Origin of the sequence: Allobosea sp. CS1GBMeth4, from assembly GCF_900185715.1 — a bacterium.
Lineage (GTDB): Bacteria > Pseudomonadota > Alphaproteobacteria > Rhizobiales > Beijerinckiaceae > Allobosea.
Map to the genome: position 1 here is coordinate 1 of NZ_FYAS01000042.1, position 22849 is coordinate 22849.

17 protein-coding genes are annotated in these 22849 nt (G+C 68.5%); 12 read left to right on the forward strand and 5 right to left on the reverse strand.

The genetic code is table 11. The features are described 5' to 3' along the window. The coding region (locus CS1GBM4_RS20875) for a hypothetical protein (RefSeq protein ID WP_186420684.1) at positions 1-2153 on the reverse strand (2153 nt) is incomplete at its 3' end. A 353-nt stretch (positions 2154-2506) separates the two neighbouring features. On the opposite strand from CS1GBM4_RS20875, the gene CS1GBM4_RS20880 reads away from it, so the two are divergent. Beyond that, positions 2507-2965 carry a MerR family DNA-binding transcriptional regulator gene (locus tag CS1GBM4_RS20880; RefSeq protein ID WP_186420685.1) on the forward strand — a complete coding sequence of 153 codons (459 nt, stop codon included), beginning with the start codon at positions 2507-2509 and terminating at the stop codon, positions 2963-2965. 109 nt (positions 2966-3074) lie between these two features. Here CS1GBM4_RS20880 and CS1GBM4_RS20885 read toward each other — a convergent pair whose 3' ends face one another. Then, complete coding sequence (locus CS1GBM4_RS20885) at positions 3075-3590, reverse strand: DUF2243 domain-containing protein (RefSeq protein WP_186420686.1); 516 nt, start codon at positions 3588-3590, stop codon at positions 3075-3077. 206 nt (positions 3591-3796) lie between these two features. Here CS1GBM4_RS20885 and CS1GBM4_RS20890 point away from each other — a divergent pair, with 206 nt between their 5' ends. The 4 genes from CS1GBM4_RS20890 (at position 3797) to CS1GBM4_RS20905 (ending at position 9748) form a co-directional block, all read left to right on the forward strand. Further along, a complete protein-coding gene (locus tag CS1GBM4_RS20890) occupies positions 3797-5593 on the forward strand; it encodes an acyl-CoA dehydrogenase C-terminal domain-containing protein (protein WP_186420687.1) in 1797 nt (598 codons plus the stop codon). A gap of 221 nt (positions 5594-5814) precedes the next feature. After that, entirely contained in the window at positions 5815-7023 is a 1209-nt protein-coding gene (locus CS1GBM4_RS20895; RefSeq protein WP_186420688.1) for an acetyl-CoA C-acetyltransferase, read from the forward strand. Positions 7024-7034: 11 nt separating this feature from the next. After that, positions 7035-9239, forward strand: a complete 2205-nt coding sequence (locus CS1GBM4_RS20900; protein ID WP_186420689.1) for a 3-hydroxyacyl-CoA dehydrogenase NAD-binding domain-containing protein — start codon at positions 7035-7037, stop codon at positions 9237-9239. 14 nt (positions 9240-9253) lie between these two features. After that, positions 9254-9748, forward strand: a complete 495-nt coding sequence (locus tag CS1GBM4_RS20905) for a peptide deformylase (protein WP_186420690.1) — start codon at positions 9254-9256, stop codon at positions 9746-9748. 6 nt (positions 9749-9754) lie between these two features. On the opposite strand, the gene CS1GBM4_RS20910 is transcribed toward CS1GBM4_RS20905, so the two are convergent. Next, positions 9755-10858 (reverse strand): serine hydrolase, encoded by a 1104-nt coding sequence (locus tag CS1GBM4_RS20910; protein ID WP_186420691.1) that lies wholly within the window; start codon positions 10856-10858, stop codon positions 9755-9757. 13 nt (positions 10859-10871) lie between these two features. Continuing rightward, positions 10872-12212 (reverse strand): aspartate aminotransferase family protein, encoded by a 1341-nt coding sequence (locus CS1GBM4_RS20915; RefSeq protein WP_186420692.1) that lies wholly within the window; start codon positions 12210-12212, stop codon positions 10872-10874. A gap of 179 nt (positions 12213-12391) precedes the next feature. Between CS1GBM4_RS20915 and CS1GBM4_RS20920 the strand changes: the two genes are divergently transcribed. From CS1GBM4_RS20920 to CS1GBM4_RS20930, 3 genes are all read left to right on the forward strand, one after another. Beyond that, positions 12392-14170: a hypothetical protein gene (locus tag CS1GBM4_RS20920; RefSeq protein WP_186420693.1), complete on the forward strand. Its 1779-nt coding sequence runs from the start codon at positions 12392-12394 to the stop codon at positions 14168-14170. 177 nt (positions 14171-14347) lie between these two features. After that, positions 14348-15781, forward strand: coding sequence for an EAL domain-containing protein (locus tag CS1GBM4_RS20925; protein ID WP_186420694.1), 1434 nt, complete (start codon positions 14348-14350; stop codon positions 15779-15781). A 162-nt stretch (positions 15782-15943) separates the two neighbouring features. Continuing rightward, a complete protein-coding gene (locus tag CS1GBM4_RS20930) occupies positions 15944-16801 on the forward strand; it encodes a TIGR01459 family HAD-type hydrolase (RefSeq protein WP_186420695.1) in 858 nt (285 codons plus the stop codon). Between the two features lie 128 nt (positions 16802-16929). Here CS1GBM4_RS20930 and CS1GBM4_RS20935 read toward each other — a convergent pair whose 3' ends face one another. Continuing rightward, positions 16930-17313: a response regulator gene (locus CS1GBM4_RS20935; RefSeq protein ID WP_186420696.1), complete on the reverse strand. Its 384-nt coding sequence runs from the start codon at positions 17311-17313 to the stop codon at positions 16930-16932. Positions 17314-17583: 270 nt separating this feature from the next. Between CS1GBM4_RS20935 and CS1GBM4_RS20940 the strand changes: the two genes are divergently transcribed. The 4 genes from CS1GBM4_RS20940 to lspA all read left to right on the forward strand — a co-directional run bounded on the left by CS1GBM4_RS20940 (position 17584) and on the right by lspA (position 22817). Continuing rightward, a complete protein-coding gene (locus CS1GBM4_RS20940) occupies positions 17584-18027 on the forward strand; it encodes a MaoC family dehydratase (protein WP_186420705.1) in 444 nt (147 codons plus the stop codon). 79 nt (positions 18028-18106) lie between these two features. Then, positions 18107-19090, forward strand: a complete 984-nt coding sequence (locus tag CS1GBM4_RS20945) for a bifunctional riboflavin kinase/FAD synthetase (protein ID WP_186420697.1) — start codon at positions 18107-18109, stop codon at positions 19088-19090. A 194-nt stretch (positions 19091-19284) separates the two neighbouring features. Next, positions 19285-22332, forward strand: coding sequence for an isoleucine--tRNA ligase (gene ileS / locus CS1GBM4_RS20950; RefSeq protein ID WP_186420698.1), 3048 nt, complete (start codon positions 19285-19287; stop codon positions 22330-22332). Beyond that, positions 22329-22817: a signal peptidase II gene (gene lspA, locus CS1GBM4_RS20955; RefSeq protein ID WP_186420699.1), complete on the forward strand. Its 489-nt coding sequence runs from the start codon at positions 22329-22331 to the stop codon at positions 22815-22817. Before ileS ends, lspA begins: the two co-directional genes overlap by 4 nt. Positions 22818-22849: the final 32 nt, after the last annotated feature.

Below are 22849 nucleotides of genomic sequence, written 5' to 3' on the forward strand. Positions count from 1 at the left end.
GCCGGGCTCCCAGGGGAGTGGCCTGCGGGCCAGCACCCGTCAGCCACTTCATCTACTATCCACGCTATTCCAACGTCTATTATTGGGCGACGCTCGTTCCGTACCCGGGCGCCTATCCCTACATGGCGCGCGGCTATTACGACCGCTACTACCGTCCTTATGGCCAATATGCCCGCCGCTTCTGGCAACCGCGCCGGAGCAGCGTTGCGCCGGCCGCGGTCGACGCCGAGCTCGGCTTCGAGGTCGCCGAGACGGCCGATGATGGTTTCCAGCGTCCGGTGCACCGCGCCGATCGCGTCCTGGGTATCGCGCCCGGCCGAGACATGGGTCTCGCGCAGGCCGGTCATCAGGTCGCTGAGCTCGGACAGGCTCGTCCCGCGCGACGGCGCGAGATCCGCCATGGCGGCGCGCGCCGCCCGCTCCGCCGCGGCGGCGGTGTCCTCGCGCATGCTCTGGAGGTGGACGACGAGGTCCTGCAGGGTCCGCTCGATGCCATGCTCGGCGGTGCGCATCGCCGCCTGTTCGTCGAGCCGCTGCGTCAGCCCGGCGATCTGCCGCTCGAGCGCGTCGAAGGAATCGGCTCCTGCGCCCGGCAGGCCGGCTTCGTCGATCTTGGCTGCGAGATTGCGCAGCATCTCCTCGACCGGCCGCATGTCGACCCGGGCGAGCGGAGTTCCGCCTTCGTCGGCGATCTGCGCGAGCGCGCTCGAGGCGGTGAGCTGCTCGATTCGGTCGGTCAGGGCGTCGATCCGCTCTTCCAGCCGGCTGGGCGGCCGGTCGGCGAGATGTTCGAGCTTGATCACCAGCGCCTCGACCCGCTCGGCGAGCTCGTTCGAGACGGGACGGCCCGCGGCATCGAGCTCACCGAGGCGGGCGATCAGCTGGTCGACCTGCCCGTCGATGACGGTGCTCTTCATCGCCGGCAGGGAATCGATCTTCCTGGCGAGCGATTCGACCTGGCGCGACAGCGCGGCGAGCGGCTCGCTCTCGTCCCCACGCCCGCGCGAACGATCGGCGAGCAGCGTCTCACGCACGTCCTCGATCGCCCGCGACAGGCCATGCAGGTCGCGGGTATCATCACGCAGGCGGCCGATGTCAGAGGTCAGAGCATTGAGCTGCAGCGACAGGTCGTCGATCCGGCGGCCGTCGGTCGCCGAGATCAGTTCCCGCATCTCCGCGATCTCGCGCAGGATCGGAGCGAGCGTCTGGCGGTCGTCCCCGCGCGCGACGAGCGCGTCGACCTTTGCAGCGAGATGCGCGATCTCGAGCTCGAAGCGGCCGTACCCCTCGCGCGACTGCGCCTCGGCGAAGCGACCGATCTCGGCCTCTATCCGGGCCAGCGGCTTCAGGACCGGGTCGAGCCGGTCGCGCGCGTCGAGGCGGTCGAGCCGTGCGCCGAGATCGCCGATCGCCTGTTCCAGCGGCCGGTAGGCGGCGCGGGTCTCTTCGGCGCGCATCGCCGGCTGCGCCGGAGCGATCCGTTCGCCGAGCTGGCGCAGGTCGTCACGCAGGCCCGCCAGTGACGGCGCCCTGGCGCCGCTGTCGAGCGCGCGCTGGCGCTGGCGGATATCGGAGATCGCGGCGGAGAGGCCGTCGCGGCTGAGCACAGAGCGCGCCGGCGGCGGCGAGGGCCGGTGTCCCGTCTCCTCCGTCCGGCGTTCGATGTCGCTGAGGCGCGTGCCCATCGCCTTGATCGCGTCGGCGATGACCGCGGTCGCGCGCTCCTGGCGCTCCACGGTGGCGCGCTCGCCCTGCGACAGGCGGCTTTCGGTGCGCTCCATCCATTTGGCGATCGAATCGAGCGCGCTCGCGGTGCGGGCGTTGCTGTCGCGCGTCAGGCGCTCGGCGAGGGCCGCCTGGGTGATGAAGGCGTCCATGCGCTCGCGCGCGACATCCGGTTTTGGTGAGGCCGGCTGCGGAGCGGCGGCGGTCTGCATGGTTCCCTGGGAAAGACGGGCGAGGCGGTCCGACAAGGCGGCGAGGTCGTGATCCTCGGTGTCGTTCGCGGCGGCGTTGGGTTCGCCGGCTTCTTCGCGGATCTTGCTGTCGAGCCATTCGCCAAGCGTCATGCCGGCCCGGCGAGCCGCGGCCTTCGCCGCGTCCCGCGTGCGCGGATCGACGCCTTTGACGCTCCAGGGCAGGCTGGTCGCCATGTCACGCTCGCCTCGAGGGGCCGGTCTTGGCCAAGGACGCTCGCTCCCCCTCACACGGGCGCCCGGCGATCCCGGCAATCATGAACATCGGGTTGATGCGGCTGAGGCTGCAGATCGCAGCGTCGACTTTTCGCTGTCACGGTAAACAGAGGGTTAAGATCCCCGCCTCCAGCGTTAATTTTCCGGAAACCTCCTCGCGATCGGGCGATCAAACAGGGCCATAACGGTAACTTACCCCCGGCCGCACGGGAATTACGTGACGTAAGGGAGTCGTGTGCCTACAGTAGCATCAACCGCGGGATCCGCCTCCGACGCTGCAGGCCGTCCCCTTTCGAACCCTCAAGGATCAGATCATGTCGCGCCAAAGCTCAGCTCTGGCGGCCGTATCGAATTTCGACGGCCGCGCCGCCTCCCAAACCCTCGACGACGCCGAAGCCGGTGGCTTCACCATCAGCGATCTCGCCCGCGAGTTCGGCGTCACCCTGCGCACCCTGCGGTTCTACGAGTCGCGCGGCCTGCTCGCGCCGGCCCGCTCGGGCATGACCCGCATCTACTCGGGCCGCGACCGCGCACGCCTCGCCCTGATCCTGAAGGGCAAGCAGCTCGGCTTCACCCTCGTCGAGATCCGCGCCATGCTCGCCAACGAGGAAGGCAAGGAGGCCAAGGGCAAGGAACCGTCCGCCTCGGTCGGCGGCCTGCAGCTCAGCCGTGGGCAGATCGCCGAGCAGCTCGAGCTGTTGCGCAGCCAGCGCACCGAGATCGAGGCTGCCATCGCCGAGCTCGAGGGGACGCTCGCGCGCCTGTCGCCCTGACGCCGGGCCGGTCGACCGCCCTGGCGGAGAATGCCTGCGACGCCCCGGGTCGATTGGCCCGGGGCTTCTTTTATGTACAGGCCGCGAGCCGCCAGGCTCCTCGCCGGATTCATTCCGCGCCGCCGGCCGCCGTGCGTGCCGCGGTCTCCTCCTTGCCGCGCCTGAGCAGGTTCCAGCCGCCCGCCGCCATGGCGGCGCCCCAGATCAGGAAGGCGACGTCCCAGTAGATCCACTGCGTGCGCGGCACCGTTTCGTTGACGTGGTGGAGGCCGAGGATCTGGTGATTGATCAGGCCTTCCGCGATGTTGAAGATGCCGAAGCCCATCAGCATCGCACCGGGCAGTAATCTGCCTGACCAGCGGATGTGCTCCCTGCGCGAATAGCGCCACAGGACATAGAGGGCCACGCCGGTGAAGATGTATGTGCTCGCGTGAAACAGGCCGTCCCAGAAGGTGTTGATCTTCAGGTTCTCGACCGTGTCGGCGGGATATCCGGCGCTCGTCACCATGTGGTGCCATTGCAGGATCTGGTGGAGCACGATCCCGTCGAAGAACCCGCCCAGTCCGAGACCGAAGAGGATACCGGCCGAAACGGGAAAGCCGCCAGGCGATTGGTGATCCGGCATTCTGCATGTCCTGTTGAATGACAGGAACGCCCCGCCCGCCGGAAGGTTCGGCGCCCTTCGCCGTGACGGAACGGCCAAAAAAGATCGACTGCCCCCTTGGCAAGTCGCGTCCAGATAGTTTATATGTGAACTATCTCGAAGCGCCGCTGTCGTGCCGGCAGGCAGGCTTCGTCAGAACCGTTGCCGAAAAGCCAGGGAGGGATGCGATGCCGATCTACAAGGCACCCGTCGAGGACACGCTGTTCCTGCTCAACGACGTCTTCCAGCTCGAGCGCTACAACAATCTCCCGGGCTTCGCCGAGGCGACGCCGGACCTGGTCGAGGCTGTGCTCGGCGAGGGCGCCAAGCTCTGCGAGGAGGTGCTGCAGCCGCTCAACCATTCGGGCGATCAGGAAGGCTGCAGGCGCAATGCCGACGGCTCGGTGACCACGCCGAAGGGCTTCAAGGAGGCCTACCGCGCCTATGCCGAGGGCGGCTGGATCGGGCTCGCCCTCGATCCCGACTATGGCGGGCAGGGCCTGCCCTACACGCTGGGCGCCATCATGAACGAGTTCTCCTCCTCGGCGAACATGGCCTTCGCCATGTATCCGGGCCTGACCATGGGCGCGATGGCCGCGCTCTACGTCCACGGCTCGGACGAGCAGAAGCGCACCTATCTGCCGAAGATGGCGGAAGGCGTGTGGTCGGGCACGATGAACCTGACCGAGCCGCATTGCGGCACCGATCTCGGCCTGATCAAGACCAGGGCCGTGCCGAACGGCGACGGCTCCTATGCCATCACCGGCACCAAGATCTTCATCTCCGCCGGCGAGCAGGACATCACCGAGAACATCATCCACCTCGTGCTCGCCCGCATCGAGGGGGCGCCGGCCGGCGTGAAGGGCATCTCGCTCTTCGTCGTGCCGCGCAACGAGGTCGGTCCCGACGGCTCTGTCGGCGCCAACAACAAGGTGTCCTGCGGCTCGATCGAGCACAAGATGGGCATCCACGGCAATTCGACCTGCGTCATGAACTATGACGGGGCCAAGGGCTGGCTGGTCGGCGAGGAGAACCGCGGCCTCAACGCCATGTTCGTGATGATGAACGAGGCTCGCCTCGGCGTCGCGATCCAGGGCCTGGCCCAGTCCGAGGTCGCCTACCAGAACGCCGTCGCCTACGCCAAGGACCGCCTTCAGGGCCGGGCCCTCACCGGCGCCAAGAACCCGGACAAGCCGGCCGACCCGCTCTTCGTCCATCCGGACGTGCGCCGCACGCTGATGTCGATCAAGGCCTTCAACGAGGCCGCCCGCGCCTTCGTGCTCTGGAACGCGATCAAGTCCGACGTGGCTCACCGCTCGGGCGACGCCGCCGAGCGCCAGGCCGCCGACGACCAGCTCGGCCTGATGACGCCGGTGCTCAAGGGCATGCTCACCGATATCGGTTTCGAGAACGCGGTGAAGGCCCAGCAGATCTATGGCGGCCACGGTTATATCGCCGAGCACGGCATGGAGCAGTTCGTCCGCGACGCCCGCATCGCCATGATCTACGAAGGCGCCAACGGCGTGCAGGCGATGGACCTGATCGGCCGCAAGCTCGGCCGCGACGGCGGGCGCGCCATCATGGCCTTCTTCAACGAGGTCGGCGCCTTCGTGAAGGAGAACGAGACCGACGAGGCGCTGAAGCCGCTGCTGGTCTCGCTCGCCGCCTCGCTCGGCCATCTCCAGCAGGCGACGATGTGGTTCATGCAGAACGCGCTCGCGCGGCCGGACAATGCCGGTGCAGGCGCGCATGACTACCTGCACCTGCTCGGCCTGGTCTGCCTCGGCTATATGTGGGCCAAGATGGCCAAGGTGGCGCAGGAGCAGCTGAAGGCCGGCGCCGACGGCCGAACCGAGCGCATGAACGCCAAGCTCGTCACCGCCCGCTTCTTCATGGAGCGGACCTTGCCCGAGACCGCGGCGCATCTGGCGCGCATCACCGCCGGCGCCGACACCACCATGGCGCTCAGCGCCGAGCAGTTCTGACCGGCCGCCCCAGGGCTGGCTCGTCATCCCGGACATGCCGCGCGGCGGCGCCGGTCCGGGATCCATCATAGAGCTCCGGCACCCTTCGACGGATCCCGGAGCTCCGCTACGCTCCGTCCGGGATGACGGCGCGGTTCTTTCGATTACTCTCGGCTCGATCCGGCGCAGTCTGACGCGGCGGCGACGAGCCGAAAACGACCGGCCACTCCGGGAGGAGCAACATGGCAGACGCCTTCATCTACGATCACGTCCGGACGCCGCGCGGCAAGGGCAAGGCCGACGGTTCGCTCCACGAGGTCACCGCGATCGAACTCGGGACGCAGACCTTGCGCGCCATCAAGGAGCGCAACGGGCTCGACCCGCATCTCGTCGAGGACGTGGTCTATGGCTGCGTCGACCCGGTCGGCGAGGCCGGGGCCGACATCGCCCGCACGGTCGCGCTCAAGGCCGGCTACGGCAAGCAGGTGCCGGGCGTTCAGATCAACCGCTTCTGCGCCTCGGGCCTCGACGCGGTCAACCTCGCCGCGGCGCAGGTCATGTCCGGCCAGAAGGAGATGGTGATCGGCGGCGGCGTCGAGAGCATGTCGCGGATCGGCATGGGCGCCTCGGGCTTCGGCATCGCCGTCGACCCCTCCGTCGCCATCGACACCTATTTCATGCCTCAGGGCGTCTCGGCCGATCTGATCGCGACCAAATACGGCTTCTCGCGCGACGATGTCGATGCCTATGCCGTGCGCTCGCACAAGCGCGCCGCCAAGGCCTGGGAAGAGGGCCGCTTCGGCCGGTCGGTGATCCCGGTCACCGACGTCAACGGGCTGATCATCCTCGACCGTGACGAGACCATCCGCCCGAACACCGACATGCAGGCGCTCGCCTCGCTTAAGGCCTCCTTCGTCCAGATGGGCGAGATGGGCGGCTTCGACGCGGTCGCGACCGCGGCGCATCCTGATGTCGAGTTCGTCAATCACGTCCACCACGCCGGCAATTCCTCCGGCATCGTCGACGGCGCCGCCGCCGTGCTGGTCGGCTCGAAGAAGGCCGGCAAGGCGGCGGGGCTCAAGCCACGCGCCCGCATCAGGGCCTTCGCCACCACCGGCTCCGATCTCGCGTTGATGCTGACCGGCCCGGTCGACGTCACCGAGCTCGTCCTGAGGAAGGCCGGGATGAGCGTGAAGGACATCGACCTGTTCGAATTGAACGAGGCCTTCTCATCGGTCGTCCTGCGCTATCAGCAGGCGTTCGACATCGACGACGCGGTGCTCAACGTCAATGGCGGCGCCATCGCCATGGGCCATCCGCTCGGCGCCACCGGCGCGATGATCCTCGGCACCGTGCTCGACGAGTTGGAGCGGACGAACAAGCAGACCGCTTTGGTCACGCTCTGCGTCGCCGTCGGCATGGGCGTCGCTACCATCATCGAACGGGTTTGAGGAGAGAGCCGATGAACCTCACCAATTTCCGCTTCGAGACCGACGCCGACGGCATCGCCACCCTGGCCTGGGACATGCCCGGGCGCTCGATGAACGTCATTACGCCCGAGGTGATGGGCGAGCTCGACAAGATCGTCGACAAGGTCGCGGGCGACGAAGCCATCAAGGGCTGCGTCGTCGTCTCCGGCAAGGAGAGCTTCTCCGGCGGCGCCGACCTCACCATGCTCCAGGGCCTGCGCGACCTCTACGTCAATCTGGCGAAGGAGAAGGGCGAGCAGGTCGCGATGCAGAGCTTCTTCGACGAGAGCCGCAAGCTCAGCCAACTCTACCGCAAGCTCGAGACCTGCGGGAAGCCGTTCGCGGCGGCGATCCACGGCGTCTGCCTCGGCGGCGCCTTCGAGCTCGCGCTGTCCTGCCAGCTCCGCGTCGTCTCGGACGATGCCTCGACCCGCGTCGGCCTGCCCGAGATCAAGGTCGGCCTGTTCCCCGGCGCCGGCGGCACCCAGCGCGTGGCCCGCCTGATGCAGACCGGCGACGCGCTGCAGATGATGTTCAAGGGCGAGCAGATCAAGGCGCTGCCGGCCCGCAATTCCGGCCTCGTCCATGCGGTCGTGCCGCGCGACCAGATCGTCGCCGCCGCCAAGGAATGGCTCCGGGCCAACCCGCAGGCGAAGCAGCCTTGGGACGATCCGAAGTTCAAGCTGCCCTCGAACAAGGTGCATTCGCCGGCCGGCATGCAGATCTGGCCGCCGGCCAATGCGATCTACCGCCGCGAGACCAACGACAACTACCCGGCGGCCCGCGCAATCCTCTGCGCGGTCTATGAAGGCCTGCAGCTGCCGATCGATCTCGGTCTCAAGGTCGAGAGCCGCTATTTCGCGAAGATCCTGCGGACGAAGGAGGCGGCCTCGATGATCCGCTCGCTCTTCGTCTCGATGCAGGAGCTCAACAAGGGCGCCCGTCGCCCGGCCGACGTGCCGGCGTCGAAGCTCAGGAGGGTCGGCGTCATCGGCGCCGGCTTCATGGGCGCCGGCATCGCCTATGTCACCGCCAATGCGGGCATCGAGGTGGTGCTGGTCGACAGGGACGTCGAGGCGGCCGAGAAGGGCAAGGCCTATTCGCACAAGCTGGTCTCCGACCAGATCATGAAGGGCAGAGCCAAGACGGCCGATCGCGACGCGCTCCTCGCCCGCATCAAGGCCAGCGCCGACTATGCCGATCTCAAGGGCTGCGACCTGATCGTCGAGGCGGTGTTCGAGGATCCCAAGGTCAAGGCCGAGGTCATCGCCAAGGTCGAGGCCGTGGTCGGGCCCAAGACCATCTTCGGCTCCAACACCTCCACCTTGCCCATCACCGGCCTCGCCGCGCATAGCGAGCGCCCGAAGAACTTCATCGGCATCCATTTCTTCTCGCCGGTCGAGAAGATGCTGCTGGTCGAGATCATCATGGCGAAGAAGACCGGCAAGAAGGCGCTCGCCATGGCGCTCGACTATGTCCGCGCCATCAGGAAGACGCCGATCGTCGTCAACGACACGCGCGGCTTCTACGCCAATCGCTGCGTCGGCAACTACATCCGCGAGGGTCACCTCATGCTGATGGAGGGCGTGCCGCCGGCGATGATCGAGGCCGCCGGCAAGCAGGCCGGCATGCCGGTCGGCCCGCTTTCGCTGAATGACGAGGTCGCGGTCGATCTCGCCTGGAAGGTGCTGAAGGCAACCAAGGCCCAGCTCGGCGAGGGGGCTGTCGACCCGGCGCAGGAAAAGCTGCTGACCGAGATGGTCGAGAAGCACGGCCGCCTCGGCCGCAAGAACCGGAAGGGCTTCTACGACTATCCGGAAGCCGGCCCGAAGCGGCTCTGGCCGGGCCTTGCCGATCTCACCGGGAACCGGCTCGAGCCCGAGCTGATCGACATGGACGAGCTGAAGCACCGGCTGCTGGTGACGCAGGCGCTCGAAGCGGCCAGGACCTATGAGGAAGGTGTGGTCACCGATCCGCGCGAGGCCGATGTCGGCTCGATCATCGGCTTCGGTTTCGCGCCCTATTCGGGTGGCACGCTCTCCTATATCGACAATATGGGCGCCGCCGCCTTCGTGAAGCTCTGCGAAAGCCTGGCGAGGAAGCATGGCGAGCGTTTCAAGCCGAACCGGCTGCTGAAGCGCATGGCAAGGACCGGCGAGAGCTTCTACGGCAGCGCCGGGAAGAAGGCGGCGGCCTGAGGACGGAGCCGGCCTTGGCTGTCCGGCCGATCGTCGCCTTTCCCGATCCCCGGCTGCGCCTGCCCGCGCAGCCGGTCATGCGTTTCGACGCCGATCTGCGCGCGCTCGCCGGGGATCTGCTCGACACCATGCGGGCAGCGCCGGGCATCGGCATCACCGCGCCGCATATCGGCGTGCCGTCGCGGCTCGTCGTGCTGGAGCTGACGCCGGGCGAGGTCAGGACCTATGTCAACCCGGTGCTGGACTGGGCTTCGCCGGAGATGATCCGCCACGCCGAGGGCAGCGTCTCGATGCCGGGCGTCGGCGACGAGCTCGAGCGCCATGCCCAGGTCCGCGTCAGCTATCGCGATCTGGAGGGCCGCGAGCACAGCGAGGAGGCAGACGGCCTGCTCGCCATCTGCCACCAGCACGAGATCGACCAGCTCGACGGCATCTTCTGGATCGACCGCCTGTCCCGCCTCAAGCGCGAGCGGCTGGTGGCGCGGTACAACAAGCTGAGAAGGGGGTGAGCAGACTTACTGAAGGAGAGCGCCGAAGACGAATTCGTTGGCCAGCTTGACCGGCATCTGCCAGTTGCCCGGCTTGTTGTAGTTGCCGGCGGTGACGGCGATGACCATCTGCTGTTTCGGCGCGACGATCAGCCTTTGGCCGCCATTGCCAAAGGCGCCGTACCAGGGGGCGCCCGATTGGTCGCGGCCGAGATACCATTGATAGCCATAGCCAAGCCCGTCATTGGTCTGCGTGCGGGGCGTCAAGCTCTGCTCGAGCCATGCCGCCGGCACGACCTGCCGGCCGGCATGATGTCCCTTGTCGAGCAGCAACTGCCCGATCGCGGCGAGATCGCGCGGTGGCAGGCGCAGGCCAGATGCCGCTGCTTCCCGGCCGTCGCGGCCATTGGTCCAGGCGAAGCGGTCGATGCCGAGCGGCGCGAACAGGTGTTCGCGCGCGAATTCGCCGAGCCGCTTGCCGCTGCCCTTGGCGATCAGGTGGCCGAGCAGTGCAGTCGCACCACCGCTATAGGTCCAGGCCTCGCCGGGCGCGCGCAGGATCGGCCGGTCGAGGATGAAGCGGTAGCGATCGGGCGCATTCTCCATCGCGATCTCGCTGTTGCGCGGATCGGTATAGGGCAGTGACTCGTCCCATTCCGTGCCCATCGTCATGGTGAGCACATGGGCGATGGTCAGACGCCGGCGGGCCGGATCGGCCGCGAGGTCCGGATAGTCCGGAAAGCTCGCCAGGAGTGGCGCGTCGGGCTTCGGAACCAGTCCGCCGGTCAGGGCGATGCCGTAGACGAGGCCGACGATGCTTTTCGAGACCGAGCGCAGATCGTGAAGCTCATCGGCGTCGAAGGTGACGACGCCGCGACTATCGCCCCAGATCTCGTCTGCGCCGGAGAAGTAGTGCTCCAGCGCGATCCTGCCGTGCCGGAGCACGACGAGACCGTGCAGTCCGCTGAGCTCGCCGGCCGCGAAGGCCTTGTCGATCCGCTCGCCGGCATCGGGTCGGAACCCTGCTTCGGCGAGCGACGATATTTGCCAGGAGCGCGCCTGGGTCTGCGCGGCTGGTGCGGTCGCCGTCAACGCCGCGCCGATGCCTGCGAGGAAGACGCGCCGGTCCATGGCATGTGGCGCATCAGTTCGCCACGGCCCGGATCGTCCGGCGCAGCTTGCCGATCAGCTCCTCGACCTGGGTCTCCGTGATGATCAGCGGCGGCGAGAAGGCGATGGTGTCGGCGGCGGTGCGGATCATCAGCCCTTCCTCGTGGAAGGCGCGCTCGATCACCTCGTAGCCGCGCTTGCCCGCGCCCTCGGCTCGCGGTGCGAGGTCGACCGCGCCGACCAGGCCGAGCGTGCGGATGTCGACGACGTTCGGCTCGCCCTTCAGGCTCATCACCGCATCGGCCCACATCGACTCCATGGCGCGGGCGCGCTCGAACAGCCCCTCCTCGCGATAGATGTCGAGCGAGGCGAGCGCCGCCGCCGCCGCCAGCGGATGGCCCGAATAAGTATAGCCGTGGAACAGCTCGATGACGTTGTCCGGCCCCTTCATGAAGGTGTCGTAGATGTGCTTGCGCACGATCACGCCGCCCATCGGCACCGTGCCGGAGGTCACCCCCTTGGCGAAGGTGATCATGTCCGGGATGACGCCGTAGCGCTCGGCCGCGAAGGCGAAGCCGAGGCGGCCGAAGCCGGTGATCACCTCGTCGAAGATCAGCAGGATGCCGTGCTTGTCGCAGAGCTCGCGCAGCCGCTTGAGATAGCCCTTCGGCGGCGGCAGGGCGCCGGTCGAGCCCGCCATCGGCTCCACGATCACCGCGGCGATGGTCGAGGCGTCGTGCAGGGCGACGACGCGCTCGAGATCGTCGGCGAAATGCGCGCCGTACTCGGGCTCGCCCTTGCTGAAGGCCTGCTTCTCCCGGTCATAGGTGTGGGCGATGTGATCGGTGCCGGTCAGGAGCCCGCCGAAGAACTTGCGGTTGTTGACCATGCCGCCGACCGAGATGCCGCCGAAGCCGACGCCGTGATAGCCGCGCTCGCGGCCGATCAGCCGGGTCTTCGAGCCCTTGCCCGAGACGTTCCAGTAGGCGAGGGCGATCTTCAGCGCCGAATCCGCCGCTTCCGACCCCGAGCCGGCGAAGAAGACGTGGTCGAGATCGCCGGGCGCCAGCGCGGCGATCCGCGCCGCCGCCGCGAAGACCTTGGGATGGCCGTACTGGAAGGACGGGGCGTAGTCGAGCTCGCGCGCCTGCGCCTGGATCGCCTGGATGATCGGCTCGCGCGCATGGCCGGCATTGCAGCACCACAGCCCCGCCGTGCCGTCCATCACCGGCTTGCCCTCCGGCGTATAGTAGAACATGCCTTCGGCGCGGGCCACCATGCGCGGGTTCTGCTTGAACGAGCGGTTCGCCGTGAACGGCATCCAGTAGGCTTCGAGGTCGTTCGGCGAGCTGATGGCGCGCGGCGCAGAGGTCATGGTCCGGTCCCGTCTGGGTTTTAAGGCTTCTTCAACCTAGCAGCGCGGTCGGGGCTGTAAATCCACGCCGGCTCGGGGCATGCCTGCGTCCGGTGGGCGACGGCTCGTCCATCGGCGCAGGTGACGTTACGTCGTTTCGGGCGTAGGCTGAACAGGGGGTAACACTGGACTACGCCCCGATGGCCGAGGACGTCGCCGGTCCTGACGAGAACGCGCCCATCGCGCCGGAGGAGATCCGCGCGGAGCTCGGTCGTGTCCTCGCATCCGACATCTTCCGCAGCGCGCCGCAATTGACCGCCTTCCTGAGCTATGTCGTCGAGCAATGGCTCGCAGGCCGCTCCGGAGAGCTCAAGGGCTACACCATCGCCGTCGAGGCGTTCGGGCGCCCGGCCGATTTCGATCCGCAGTCCGATCCGATCGTCCGCGTCGAGGCCGGCCGTCTGCGCAAGGCGCTCAATCTCTACTTCGCCGCCGAAGGCGCGCGCGATCCGATCCGGATCGCGATACCGGTCGGCGCCTATGTGCCGAGCTTCACGCGCCTCGCCGCCACCGAGCCGGAGCCGGCGGCCGCGTCCGCCGAGCCGGTGCAGCCGCTCCCGTCCGATCCGGGGCGGCCGCGCATCATGGCCTTGGCCGTCGCCTCTCTGGCGATGTCGGCGCTGCTGGCGCTCGCGATCTGGCTTCTCGTCGCCTCCGGGCCGGGGCCCGGGCCGCAGGAGGATGCGGATGTGCAGGCCCAGCGGCCCGCCGCCCCCGCCGCGTCCGATCAGGTGGCCATGGCGCAGCGCTCGGAGCCGCAATCGGCGCCCGCCAGCCTGCCCGTTCTCGCCGTCATGGTCGCCGGAGATCTCGTCGATCCTGCGGTCGAGGACGCGGCTCGGCTGTTCATCCGCCATCTCGTCGACACCATGGCCCGCTTCGACGACCTCCTGGTGGTGAAGGCGCCGGCAGGGCCGCTGCGGCTGGAGGACGGCGCCGATTACGTGCTGACGCTCAACACGGCCCGTGCCGGCGACAAGGTCGAAGGTTTCGTGCGGCTGAGCACCGCCAGGGAAGGGCGCATCGTCTGGACGACGTCCGGCGAGCGCAGCCTTGCCGGCGTGAGCGAAGGGCCGGAACTGCGCGATCTCGCGCAGGATCTGGCGATCCGGCTGGTCCAGCCCTTCGGCATCCTCCACGCCGATCTCAGGCTGGCGACGCTGCCACCGGCGATCGGCTGCATCTACCAGGCGCTCAATTTCCGCCGCCACATGAAGCCGGAGGACCACCTCGCCGCGCGGAGCTGCCTCGATGCGCTGCTCGCGCGCGACCCGGATTTTCATCCCGCCTGGTCGCATCTCGCGCTTCTCACCGCGGACGAACATGCCTCCGGCCTCAACGTCCGGTCCGGCGCGCCGCTCGACCGCGCCCTCGCCGCCGCAGTCAATGCGGTGAGGCTGGCGCCCGCCAGCGCAAGGGCGCATCAGGCTCTGATGGAGGCGCAATTCCTGCGCGGCATGACCGAGGAGGCGCTCAAATCCGGCCGCGAGGCCCTGGCGCGCAATCCTTACGACCCGGACATCATGGCCGATCTCGGCGCGCGCTATGTCCAGCTCGACCGGGCGGCGGAAGGGCTGCCTCTGCTCGAGCGCGCCGTGGCTCTGAGCAATGGGCGCCCCTCCTGGTACGATGCCTTTCTCTATTTCGCGGCCTATCTGACCGGCGCGAGCAAGCTCGCCGAGAACCAGGCCGCCTTGATCGAGGCGGACGAGACGCCGCTCGCCTTGATCGCGCGCGCCATGATGAACGCCACCGCGAACGACAGGGCCGGGCTCGACGAGGTTCTGCGGAGGCTGGGCCAGATCGAGCCGCTGTTTGCGCTCGACGCGCGGCTCTATCTGGCCCGCAAGGGCTTCTCCCCTGCGGTCAGCGACCGCATCCTCGCCGCGATCGGCCCGGTGGGTTTGCAGCCGCGATAGCGGCGGATCCGCTCCCTCCTTCGCGATGAGGAGCGCCGCGCCTGTGGGCTTCGGCCGCTGCCGCTGCGAGATTCGCTGATAGGCCTCGCAGTCGTTGAATCAGGCCGCTATCCTGCGCGGGTCGCAGCTGATTCGTAGCGTTGCGTTGCCCCTCAACCCCTTGCGCGATTTCGGCCCTTGGCTCGCATCCGCCTCAGCGCTCTGTCTCCGGCCGCCAGCGGCGTCGCCGGCTTTTCGCTGGGCGCGGCCTGCATGCTGCTGTTGCCCGGGCCGCTCGCCAATGCGTTCGGGCTGCTGAGCGCCGGGCTCGGCCTGGCCGGAGCGGCGGCTCTGGCGCGGCGGAGCCGGGCGCGCGAGCGCGAGCAGCTGCTCGCGGCGGTCGGCGAGGTCAAGGTCCGGCTCGCGACCAATGCCATCCGCGTCGACACGGTGATGCAGCGCTTCGATCAGCTGCCAATGGGCGAGGCGGATGCCGCGCCCGCCAAGGCGATGCTGCATGAGCTGACGGCCGAGGTCGGCCTGCTCGGCGACCTGCTGCAGCAGGTCGCGACGACGCTGGGCGAGCATGACGACCAGCTCAGCCGGATCGAGAGCCGGCTCGCGGCTCCGCCGCCGCAGCCGGCGCGAGTCTCGGCCACCCCGGCACGCCGGGCTCCGGAGCCGCTGAGCGCGACCCGCCACGATCCCGCCGATGCCGCGCAGCTTCGCGCCGCCGAGGAGCGCGCCGCCCTGATCAGCGAGGCGCTGGCGAAGGGGCAGGTCGAGGTCCATCTGCAGCCGATCGTCAACCTGCCGCAGCGGCGGACCCGCGGCTACGAGGCCCTCGTCAGGCTCCGGCTCGACGAGAAGACGCTGCTGCTGCCGTCGGAATTCCTGACCACCGTGGAGGAGCGCGGTTTCGGCCCGACGCTCGACGCTTTGGTCCTGACGCGCGCGCTCGCCATCGCGCGCCATCTCGGCAGCAAGCCCGGCGAGCTCTTCGTCTCCTGCAATTTCAGCGCAGCGACCTGGAATTCGTCGCGCGCGCTGGCGGCGCTGTCGCGCATCCTCGAAAAATACCACGAGCATATCGGCAATCTCGTCATCGAGATCCCGCAGCGCGTCTTCCGGACCCTGGAGCCGGCCAGCCTCGGCCTCCTCGGCGCCATGTCGGCCAATGGCGTCCGCTTCGCGCTCGACCATGTCTCCGATCTGCGCTTCGATCCGGTTTCGCTGCACGATCGTGGCGTACGCTTCGTCAAGGTCGCGGCGGCGCTGCTCCTGGCCGAGGCGCGCGGCGGCGCGCGCGCCGACATCGCGGCGGGGGACCTCGCGGCCCAGCTCGCCCGCGGCTCGATCCAGCTCGTGGCAGAGGAGGTCGAGGACGACCCGATGGTCGCCGACATGCTCGATCTCGACATCGGCTATGCTCAGGGCATCGTCTTCTCGCCGCCGCGCCCGGTCAGGCCGGAGGTCTTCGCCGAGCCACAACCCGCCGCTCCGGCCGCATCAGCGCCGGCCGCGGCCGTGCCGCCGTCCTCGGCTGATGTGATCGAGCATCCGGCGATGGCGCCCGCCCCGGCGCCGAAGCGCGTGCCTTTCCGCGACATCCTGCGCCGCGCCAGCGCCTGATCCGTCTCTGGCCCGCGCCTGCGAAGCGGCGTACACAGGCCGCGCCAGCGAGAGTCGTTTTCCCGGAGCCGCATACGCTCCGCCTGCGGTAAATGCGATGAATCGACATTGAAGCACCCCGCGTTCAGCGGAGGCGGGGAGCTTCCAGACCGGAGTCCGTTCGTGCCGTCATCGACCCGTCTTCTGTCCGGTGTTGCGCCCGTCATCGGCCAGTACGAGCTCTGCCTCTGCGACATCTGGGGCGTCGTCCATAACGGCGTCGCGCCCTTCGTGGCGGCGTGCGACGCGCTGGAGCGGATGCGGGCCGGCGGCGTCACGGTCGTGCTGGTCTCGAATGCTCCGCGCCCGCGTTCGGAGATCGCGGTCCAACTCGGCCGTATCGGCGTGCCCGGCGATGCCTTCGACGCGATCGTCACCTCCGGCGACGTCGCCCGCGACCTGATCGCCCATCGTGCGGGCGAACCGCTCTATCATCTCGGTCCGGCCCGCGACCTGCCGCTCCTGGCCGGACTCGACGCGCCGCGCGTCGGCCCGGCCGAAGCGCATTACGTCGTCTGCACCGGCCTGTTCGACGACGAGACCGAGACGGCCGAGAGCTATGCCGATCAGCTCGCCGATTTCGCCCGTCGCGGCTTGACGCTGATCTGCGCCAATCCGGACCTGGTCGTCGATCGCGGCGGGCGCATCGTGCCCTGCGCCGGCTCGCTCGCCGTGGCCTATGAAAAGCTCGGCGGCCGGGCGCTCTATGCCGGCAAGCCGCATGCGCCGATCTACGACCTCGCCATCCGCCTCGGGCAGGAACTGCGCGGCGAGACGGTGGAGAAGGGCCGCATCCTCGCGATCGGCGACGCGATCCGCACCGACATCGCCGGCGCCGTGCAGTATGGCCTCGATTCCCTGATGTGCGTCGCCGGCATTCATGCCGGCGAGATGGCCGGCCTGTCGGATCAGGCGCTGCAGGGCTGGTTCGCCCGGCAGAGCCATCGGCCCAGCTACGCCATGCCGCATCTGGCCTGGTAGGCGGCCGCTGTCGTTCCGGGCGCTGCGATCGCGGCGCTCCGCGCGACGGCGCGCTCGTTCTGGGGCGGGCTCGCTGCGCGAGCTCCCGGCGGAACGGGAGAGCCGGCCGGAGCCGTGCCGTCCGCGCTTCAGGCGGCGCAGGCCGCCTCGATCTTCGATTTCAGCGTCTGCGCGTTGAACGGCTTGACGATGTAGTTGTTCACGCCGGCCTTCTTGGCGGCGATGACGTTCTCGGTCTTCGATTCCGCCGTCACCATGATGAACGGGGTCTCGGCGATGGTCTCCTCGCTGCGCACCTGGCGCAGCAGTTCGTAGCCGGTCATCGGCTCCATGTTCCAGTCGGAGATCACCAGCCCGTACTTCTTGTCGCGCATCTTGGCGATCGCGGCATTGCCGTCCGAGGCGTCGTCGACGTTCTCGAAACCCAGCTGCTTCAGCAGGTTGCGGATGATCCGGACCATGGTCTGATAGTCGTCCACCACCAGGATCGGCATTGACGGGTCGACAGCCATGACGGTGCTCCAAGCAAGTGATCCGCGGCGCCGGGCGCGGCCGGCGCGGGCCGCTCTCGCAGAGCGGCGACCTTGGGTCAACTGTGATAGGCGGGTGATGTTTCAAAGCCGTTAACCCGGTCGCCGAGTGACCCAGCGGCATGCGCGGCGGGAACTTCGCATCAGGCACCAAAGTTCAATGGTGCGGTGCAGCGAATTATGGGACGCTCCCCGCCCGATCCCGAATGCAGGCGGTCTGCGGCTGCCCTGCGGATGCGAAATCGACCGATGATGGCCAGTTCACTCTACCAAGTTCACGCCTTCGAGGATCTGGCCGTCGGGCAGCGCGAGAGCCTGATGCGGACGGTGATGGAGCGCGACGTCTCGCTCTTCGCCGACCTGTCGGGAGACGCCAACCCGATCCATCTTTGCGATCGGTATGCCGCCAGCACCAGGTTCGGCCAGCGCATCGCGCATGGCATGCTCACGGCGAGCCTGGTCTCGGCCCTGCTCGGCACGCGCCTGCCGGGGCCCGGCGCCGTCTACCTCTCCCAGACGCTCAACTTCCTCGCGCCGGTGAAGATCGGCGATGTCGTCACGGCCCGTGTCGAGGTGGTCGAGCTCGTGCCGGAGCGCCGCCGTGCCCGGCTGTTCTGCGAATGCCTGGTCGACGGCAAGGCGGTGCTGGAGGGCGAGGCCTGGGTGGCGCTGCCGCGCCCCACGGCCCGGAGCTGACGCGCGGCCTTGACGCTTCCGGCCGCTTGGGGCCAAACACGGCGCTGGCCGGGGCTTCCCGGCGCCGAACCAGCGTTCCATGACCTCATCCCCCGAGGCGGCGCGACCCGACGCGCGGCCCGTCTTCGTCCTCGAACCCGGCGAGCCGGTGCCGGCCGATCTGCGCGGCCTGGTGCTGGCGCTCGGCAATTTCGACGGCGTCCATCGCGGTCATGCCGAGCTCGCCCGCGTCGCCGGGGCGATGGCGGCGGAGCGGGGGACGCAGGCGGCGGCGCTGACCTTCGAACCGCATCCGCGCTCCCTCTTCCGGCCCGAGCAGCCGGTGTTTCGGCTGACGCCGGAGCCGGTCAAGGTCGAGCTCCTGGCCGGCCTCGGCCTGTCGCCCAGCTTCGTCGTGCCTTTCGACCGCGCGGTCGCCGGCATCCCCGCGGAGGCCTTCGTCGACGAATTGCTGCTCGGCCGGCTCGGCGCGGCCGGGCTCGTCTGCGGCTATGATTTTCATTTCGGCAAGGCGCGCACCGGCTCGCCCGAGATGCTGCAGGCCCGCGCCGGCCATGCCGGCGTGCCCGTCGCGGTCGTGCCGCCCTTCGCCTTCCGGGGCGAGCCCGTCTCCTCGACGCTGGTGCGCGCCGCGCTCGAAGCCGGCGATGTCGGCCATGCCGCCGCGCTGCTCGGCCGGCCCTGGTTCGTCCGCGGCGAGGTCGCCCATGGCGACAAGCGCGGCCGCGAGCTCGGCTATCCCACCGCGAACATGCACCTAGCCCGCGATTGCCGCCTGCGCTTCGGCATCTATGCGGTGAGAATGAAGATCGACGGCGCCTGGCGCGACGGTGTCGCCAGCTTCGGCAGCCGCCCGACCTTCGACGACGGCGCGCCCCGGCTCGAAACCTTCGTCTTCGATTTCTCCGGCGATCTCTATGGCAGGACCGTCGATGTCGCCTTCGTCGCCTTCCTGCGCGGCGAGGCGAAGTTCGATACGCTCGAAGCGCTGATCGCGCAGATGGATGCCGACACCGTGAGCGCGCGCGGCATCCTCGCGGCGACGCCGGCCTTCCTTGTCTGAACGCCGTTTGCTAGAAGCCGCTCATGTCCGTTTCGAACCTCGTTCCGCCCCGGCGAATTACCGGCCCGGCTGCCGCCCTGCGCTGACCGCGCGGGCGCTTGCGCAGGCCGGGACGACGATCGCTTCCCCGTGACATTCCAGGATGGGCGCCGCGCCGGATGCAGGCCCGCCCTCCGCACCGCCGAGCCGGACACATGACCGATCAGACTGCCGACAACACCGCCGAGACGATCGACTATTCGCAGACGCTGTTCCTGCCGCAGACGGAGTTTCCGATGCGCGCCGGCCTGCCCCAGCGCGAGCCCGAGCTGCTCGCCCGCTGGGCCAGGATGGGCCTCTACCGCAAGCTGCGCGAGGCCGGCAAAGGGCGCGACCGCTTCGTCCTGCATGACGGCCCGCCCTATGCCAACGGCAACATCCATATCGGCCACGCGCTCAACAAGGTGCTGAAGGACCTGGTGACGCGCTCGCAGCAGATGCTGGGCTACGATTCCAACTACGTGCCGGGCTGGGACTGCCACGGCCTGCCGATCGAGTGGAAGATCGAGGAGCAGTACCGCGCCAAGGGGCTGAACAAGGACGACGTGCCGGTCGTCGAGTTCCGCAAGGAATGCCGCGCCTTCGCCGAGCACTGGGTCGACGTCCAGCGCGCCGAGTTCAAGCGCCTCGGCGTCGAGGGCGACTGGGACGATCCCTATCTCACCATGGCCTATGGCGCCGAGGCGCAGATCGCCCGCGAGATCATGAAGTTCGCGCAGAACGGCATGCTCTATCGCGGCTCCAAGCCGGTGATGTGGTCGGTGGTCGAGAAGACCGCCCTGGCCGAGGCCGAGGTCGAATACGAGGAGCACACCAGCGACACGGTGTTCGTGGCGTTTCCGATTGATCGCGACCGCACGGCGTACGGACCGCTTGTAGACGGCTTGAAGGCGAAACAAGTCTTCGACGCGATCTTGGGTGCTTCGGTCGTAATCTGGACCACGACGCCATGGACGATCCCCGGCAACCGCGCGATCTCCTTCCATAACAAGATCGCCTATGGCCTCTATCGCGTCACAGCGGCCCCAGAGGGAAATTGGGCGAAGGTTGGGGCTAGCTACATTCTGGCTAAGAAGCTGGTCGCTGACGTCTTTAAGGCCGCCAAGGTCGAAGCATTTGAGCCCGTCTGCGATGTTCCAGCAGATTGGCTCGTCGAGGTTACCTGCGCCCACCCCCTCCGCGGCCAGGGCTACGATTTCGACGTGCCGCTGCTCGACGGTGACCATGTCACGGACGATGCCGGTACCGGCTTCGTCCACACCGCGCCGGGCCATGGCCGCGAGGACTTCGACGTCTGGATGGCCAATGGCCGCATGCTGGCGGAGCGCGGCATCGAGACCAGGATCCCCTACACCGTCGACGCTGATGGCCGCTTCACCAGCGAGGCGCCCGGCTTCGAGGGCGCGCAGGTCATCACCGACAAGGGCGAGAAGGGCAACGCCAACGAGGTCGTGATCAAGGCGCTCGCCGCCTCCGGCAACCTCGTCGCGCGCGGGCGGCTCAAGCACCAGTATCCGCATAGCTGGCGCTCGAAGAAGCCGGTGATCTTCCGCAACACGCCGCAATGGTTCATCGCCATGGACAAGCCTTATGGCGAGGCTGGCGCGCCCGATCCGGCGGCGCCTGCGCCGACCGCCGGCGGCAATGCCGACACGCTGCGCAACCGGGCGCTCAAGGCGATCAGGGAGACCGAATGGGTGCCCGCCGCCGGCGAGAACCGCATCAACGGCATGATCGCCAACCGGCCCGACTGGGTGGTCTCGCGCCAGCGTGCCTGGGGCGTGCCGATCACCGTCTTCGTCGAGAAGGAGAGCAAGGCGATCCTGGTCGACGCCAGGGTCAACGCCGCGATCGCCGAGGCCTTCGAGCAGGAGGGCGCCGATGCCTGGTTCACCGACACGGACGGGGCGCGCTTCCTCACACCCTTCGGCTACGACCCGGCGAAATACGAGCGTGTCGTCGACGTGCTCGACGTCTGGTTCGATTCGGGCTCGACCCACGCCTTCACGCTGGAGAAGCGCGCCGATCTCAGGACCCATCGCGTCGTCGACGGCGGCCGCGACAAGGTGATGTATCTGGAAGGCTCGGACCAGCATCGCGGCTGGTTCCATTCCAGCTTGCTCGAAAGCTGCGGCACGCGCGGCCGGGCGCCCTATGACGTGGTGCTGACCCACGGCTTCTGTCTCGACGAGAAGGGCGAGAAGATGTCGAAATCGAAGGGCAACGTCACCGCCCCGCAGGATGTGATCAAGGATTCCGGCGCCGACATCCTGCGCCTCTGGGTCGCCGCCGCCGACTATTCCGACGATCTGCGCATCGGCAAGGAGATCCTGAAGACCTTCGTCGAGACCTATCGCAAGCTGCGCAACACCATGCGCTGGATGCTCGGCACGCTCGCGCATTTCAACGAGGAGATCCGCGTCGCCGATCCGGCCTCGATGCCGGAGCTGGAGCGGTTGATGCTGCACCGCCTCGCCGAGCTCGGCCCGCAGGTCGCGGAGGCCTACCGCAGCTACGACTACAAGAAGGTCGTGACCCTGCTCTCGCAGTTCATGAACACCGAGCTCTCGGCCTTCTATTTCGACGTCCGCAAGGACGCGCTCTACTGCGATCCGCGCTCCAGCCATGTCCGCAGGAGTGCGCTGACGGTGGTGGACCACCTCTTCCGCTGCCTGACGACCTGGCTCGCGCCGATCCTGGTCTTCACCGCCGAGGAGGCCTGGCTCGAGCGCTATCCGCAGGTCAAGGCCGGCGACGGCTCCGTGCATCTCGAGCTCTTCGCCGAGGCGGACCAGGCCTGGCTCGCGCCCGAGCTGGCCGAACGCTGGGCCAAGGTCCGCCGCGTGCGCCGCGTCGTCACCGGTGCGCTCGAGCTGGAGCGCGCCGCCAAGCGCATCGGCTCCTCGCTCGAGGCCGCGCCGACCGTCCATATCGCCGATCCGGATCTGCGCGCGGCGCTGAGCGGGCTCGATCTCGCCGAGATCTGCATCACCTCCGGTGCCGGGATCACGGACGGGGAGGGGCCGGCCGAGGCCTTCCGCCTGCCGGACGTGCCAGGCGTCGCGGTGGAGCCGGCGCGCGCCCCCGGCATCAAATGCGCCCGCTCCTGGAAGTATTTCGATCCGGCGAGCGCCGAGCCCGGCTTCCCCGAGGTGACGCCGCGTGACGCCAGGGCGCTGCGCGAGCTCGGATACGTCGCATGACACCGCTGCGCCGCCTCGGCCTCTGGATCGTCGCGCTCACCTTCGTGCTCGACCAGGCGCTGAAGCTCTGGCTGCTCTTCGGCGCGCGCCTCGCCGAAGAGGGGCCGTTCCGGCTCGCCTCCTTCCTGGAGATCGTGCTCGCCTGGAATCGTGGCATTTCCTACGGGCTGTTCCAGCAGTCGAGCGATATCGGCCGCTGGGCCCTGGTGGTGATCTCCGTCGTCGCGGCGGTCTGGCTCTGGCGCTGGATGTGGCGGGCCGGCGACCGGCTGACGGTGGCGAGTCTGGCGCTGATCATCGGCGGGGCGCTCGGCAACGGGCTCGACCGCATCGTCTACGGCGCGGTCGTCGACTTCGTGCATTTTCACGTCGGCGATTTCAGCTGGTACATCTTCAACATCGCCGATGCGGCCATCGTCTTCGGCGTGCTCGGGCTGCTCTACGAGTCGCTGCGGCCGGCGACGGATCGTTCCAGGGCCGCCTGAAGCCGGCTGGCCACAGGCCATTGACGTCGCTC

Excerpts from the sequence above, each read along its gene's own strand:
- CS1GBM4_RS20895 (WP_186420688.1), top strand. The coding sequence starts at position 5,815 with ATGGCAGACGCCTTCATCTACGATCACGTCCGGACGCCGCGCGGCAAG.
- CS1GBM4_RS20915 (WP_186420692.1), bottom strand. The coding sequence starts at position 12,212 with ATGACCTCTGCGCCGCGCGCCATCAGCTCGCCGAACGACCTCGAAGCC.
- lspA (WP_186420699.1), top strand. The coding sequence starts at position 22,329 with ATGACACCGCTGCGCCGCCTCGGCCTCTGGATCGTCGCGCTCACCTTC.
- CS1GBM4_RS20920 (WP_186420693.1), top strand. The coding sequence starts at position 12,392 with ATGGCCGAGGACGTCGCCGGTCCTGACGAGAACGCGCCCATCGCGCCG.
- ileS (WP_186420698.1), top strand. The coding sequence starts at position 19,285 with ATGACCGATCAGACTGCCGACAACACCGCCGAGACGATCGACTATTCG.
- CS1GBM4_RS20940 (WP_186420705.1), top strand. The coding sequence starts at position 17,584 with ATGGCCAGTTCACTCTACCAAGTTCACGCCTTCGAGGATCTGGCCGTC.
- CS1GBM4_RS20900 (WP_186420689.1), top strand. The coding sequence starts at position 7,035 with ATGAACCTCACCAATTTCCGCTTCGAGACCGACGCCGACGGCATCGCC.
- CS1GBM4_RS20945 (WP_186420697.1), top strand. The coding sequence starts at position 18,107 with ATGACCTCATCCCCCGAGGCGGCGCGACCCGACGCGCGGCCCGTCTTC.
- CS1GBM4_RS20935 (WP_186420696.1), bottom strand. The coding sequence starts at position 17,313 with ATGGCTGTCGACCCGTCAATGCCGATCCTGGTGGTGGACGACTATCAG.
- CS1GBM4_RS20880 (WP_186420685.1), top strand. The coding sequence starts at position 2,507 with ATGTCGCGCCAAAGCTCAGCTCTGGCGGCCGTATCGAATTTCGACGGC.
- CS1GBM4_RS20885 (WP_186420686.1), bottom strand. The coding sequence starts at position 3,590 with ATGCCGGATCACCAATCGCCTGGCGGCTTTCCCGTTTCGGCCGGTATC.
- CS1GBM4_RS20890 (WP_186420687.1), top strand. The coding sequence starts at position 3,797 with ATGCCGATCTACAAGGCACCCGTCGAGGACACGCTGTTCCTGCTCAAC.
- CS1GBM4_RS20910 (WP_186420691.1), bottom strand. The coding sequence starts at position 10,858 with ATGGACCGGCGCGTCTTCCTCGCAGGCATCGGCGCGGCGTTGACGGCG.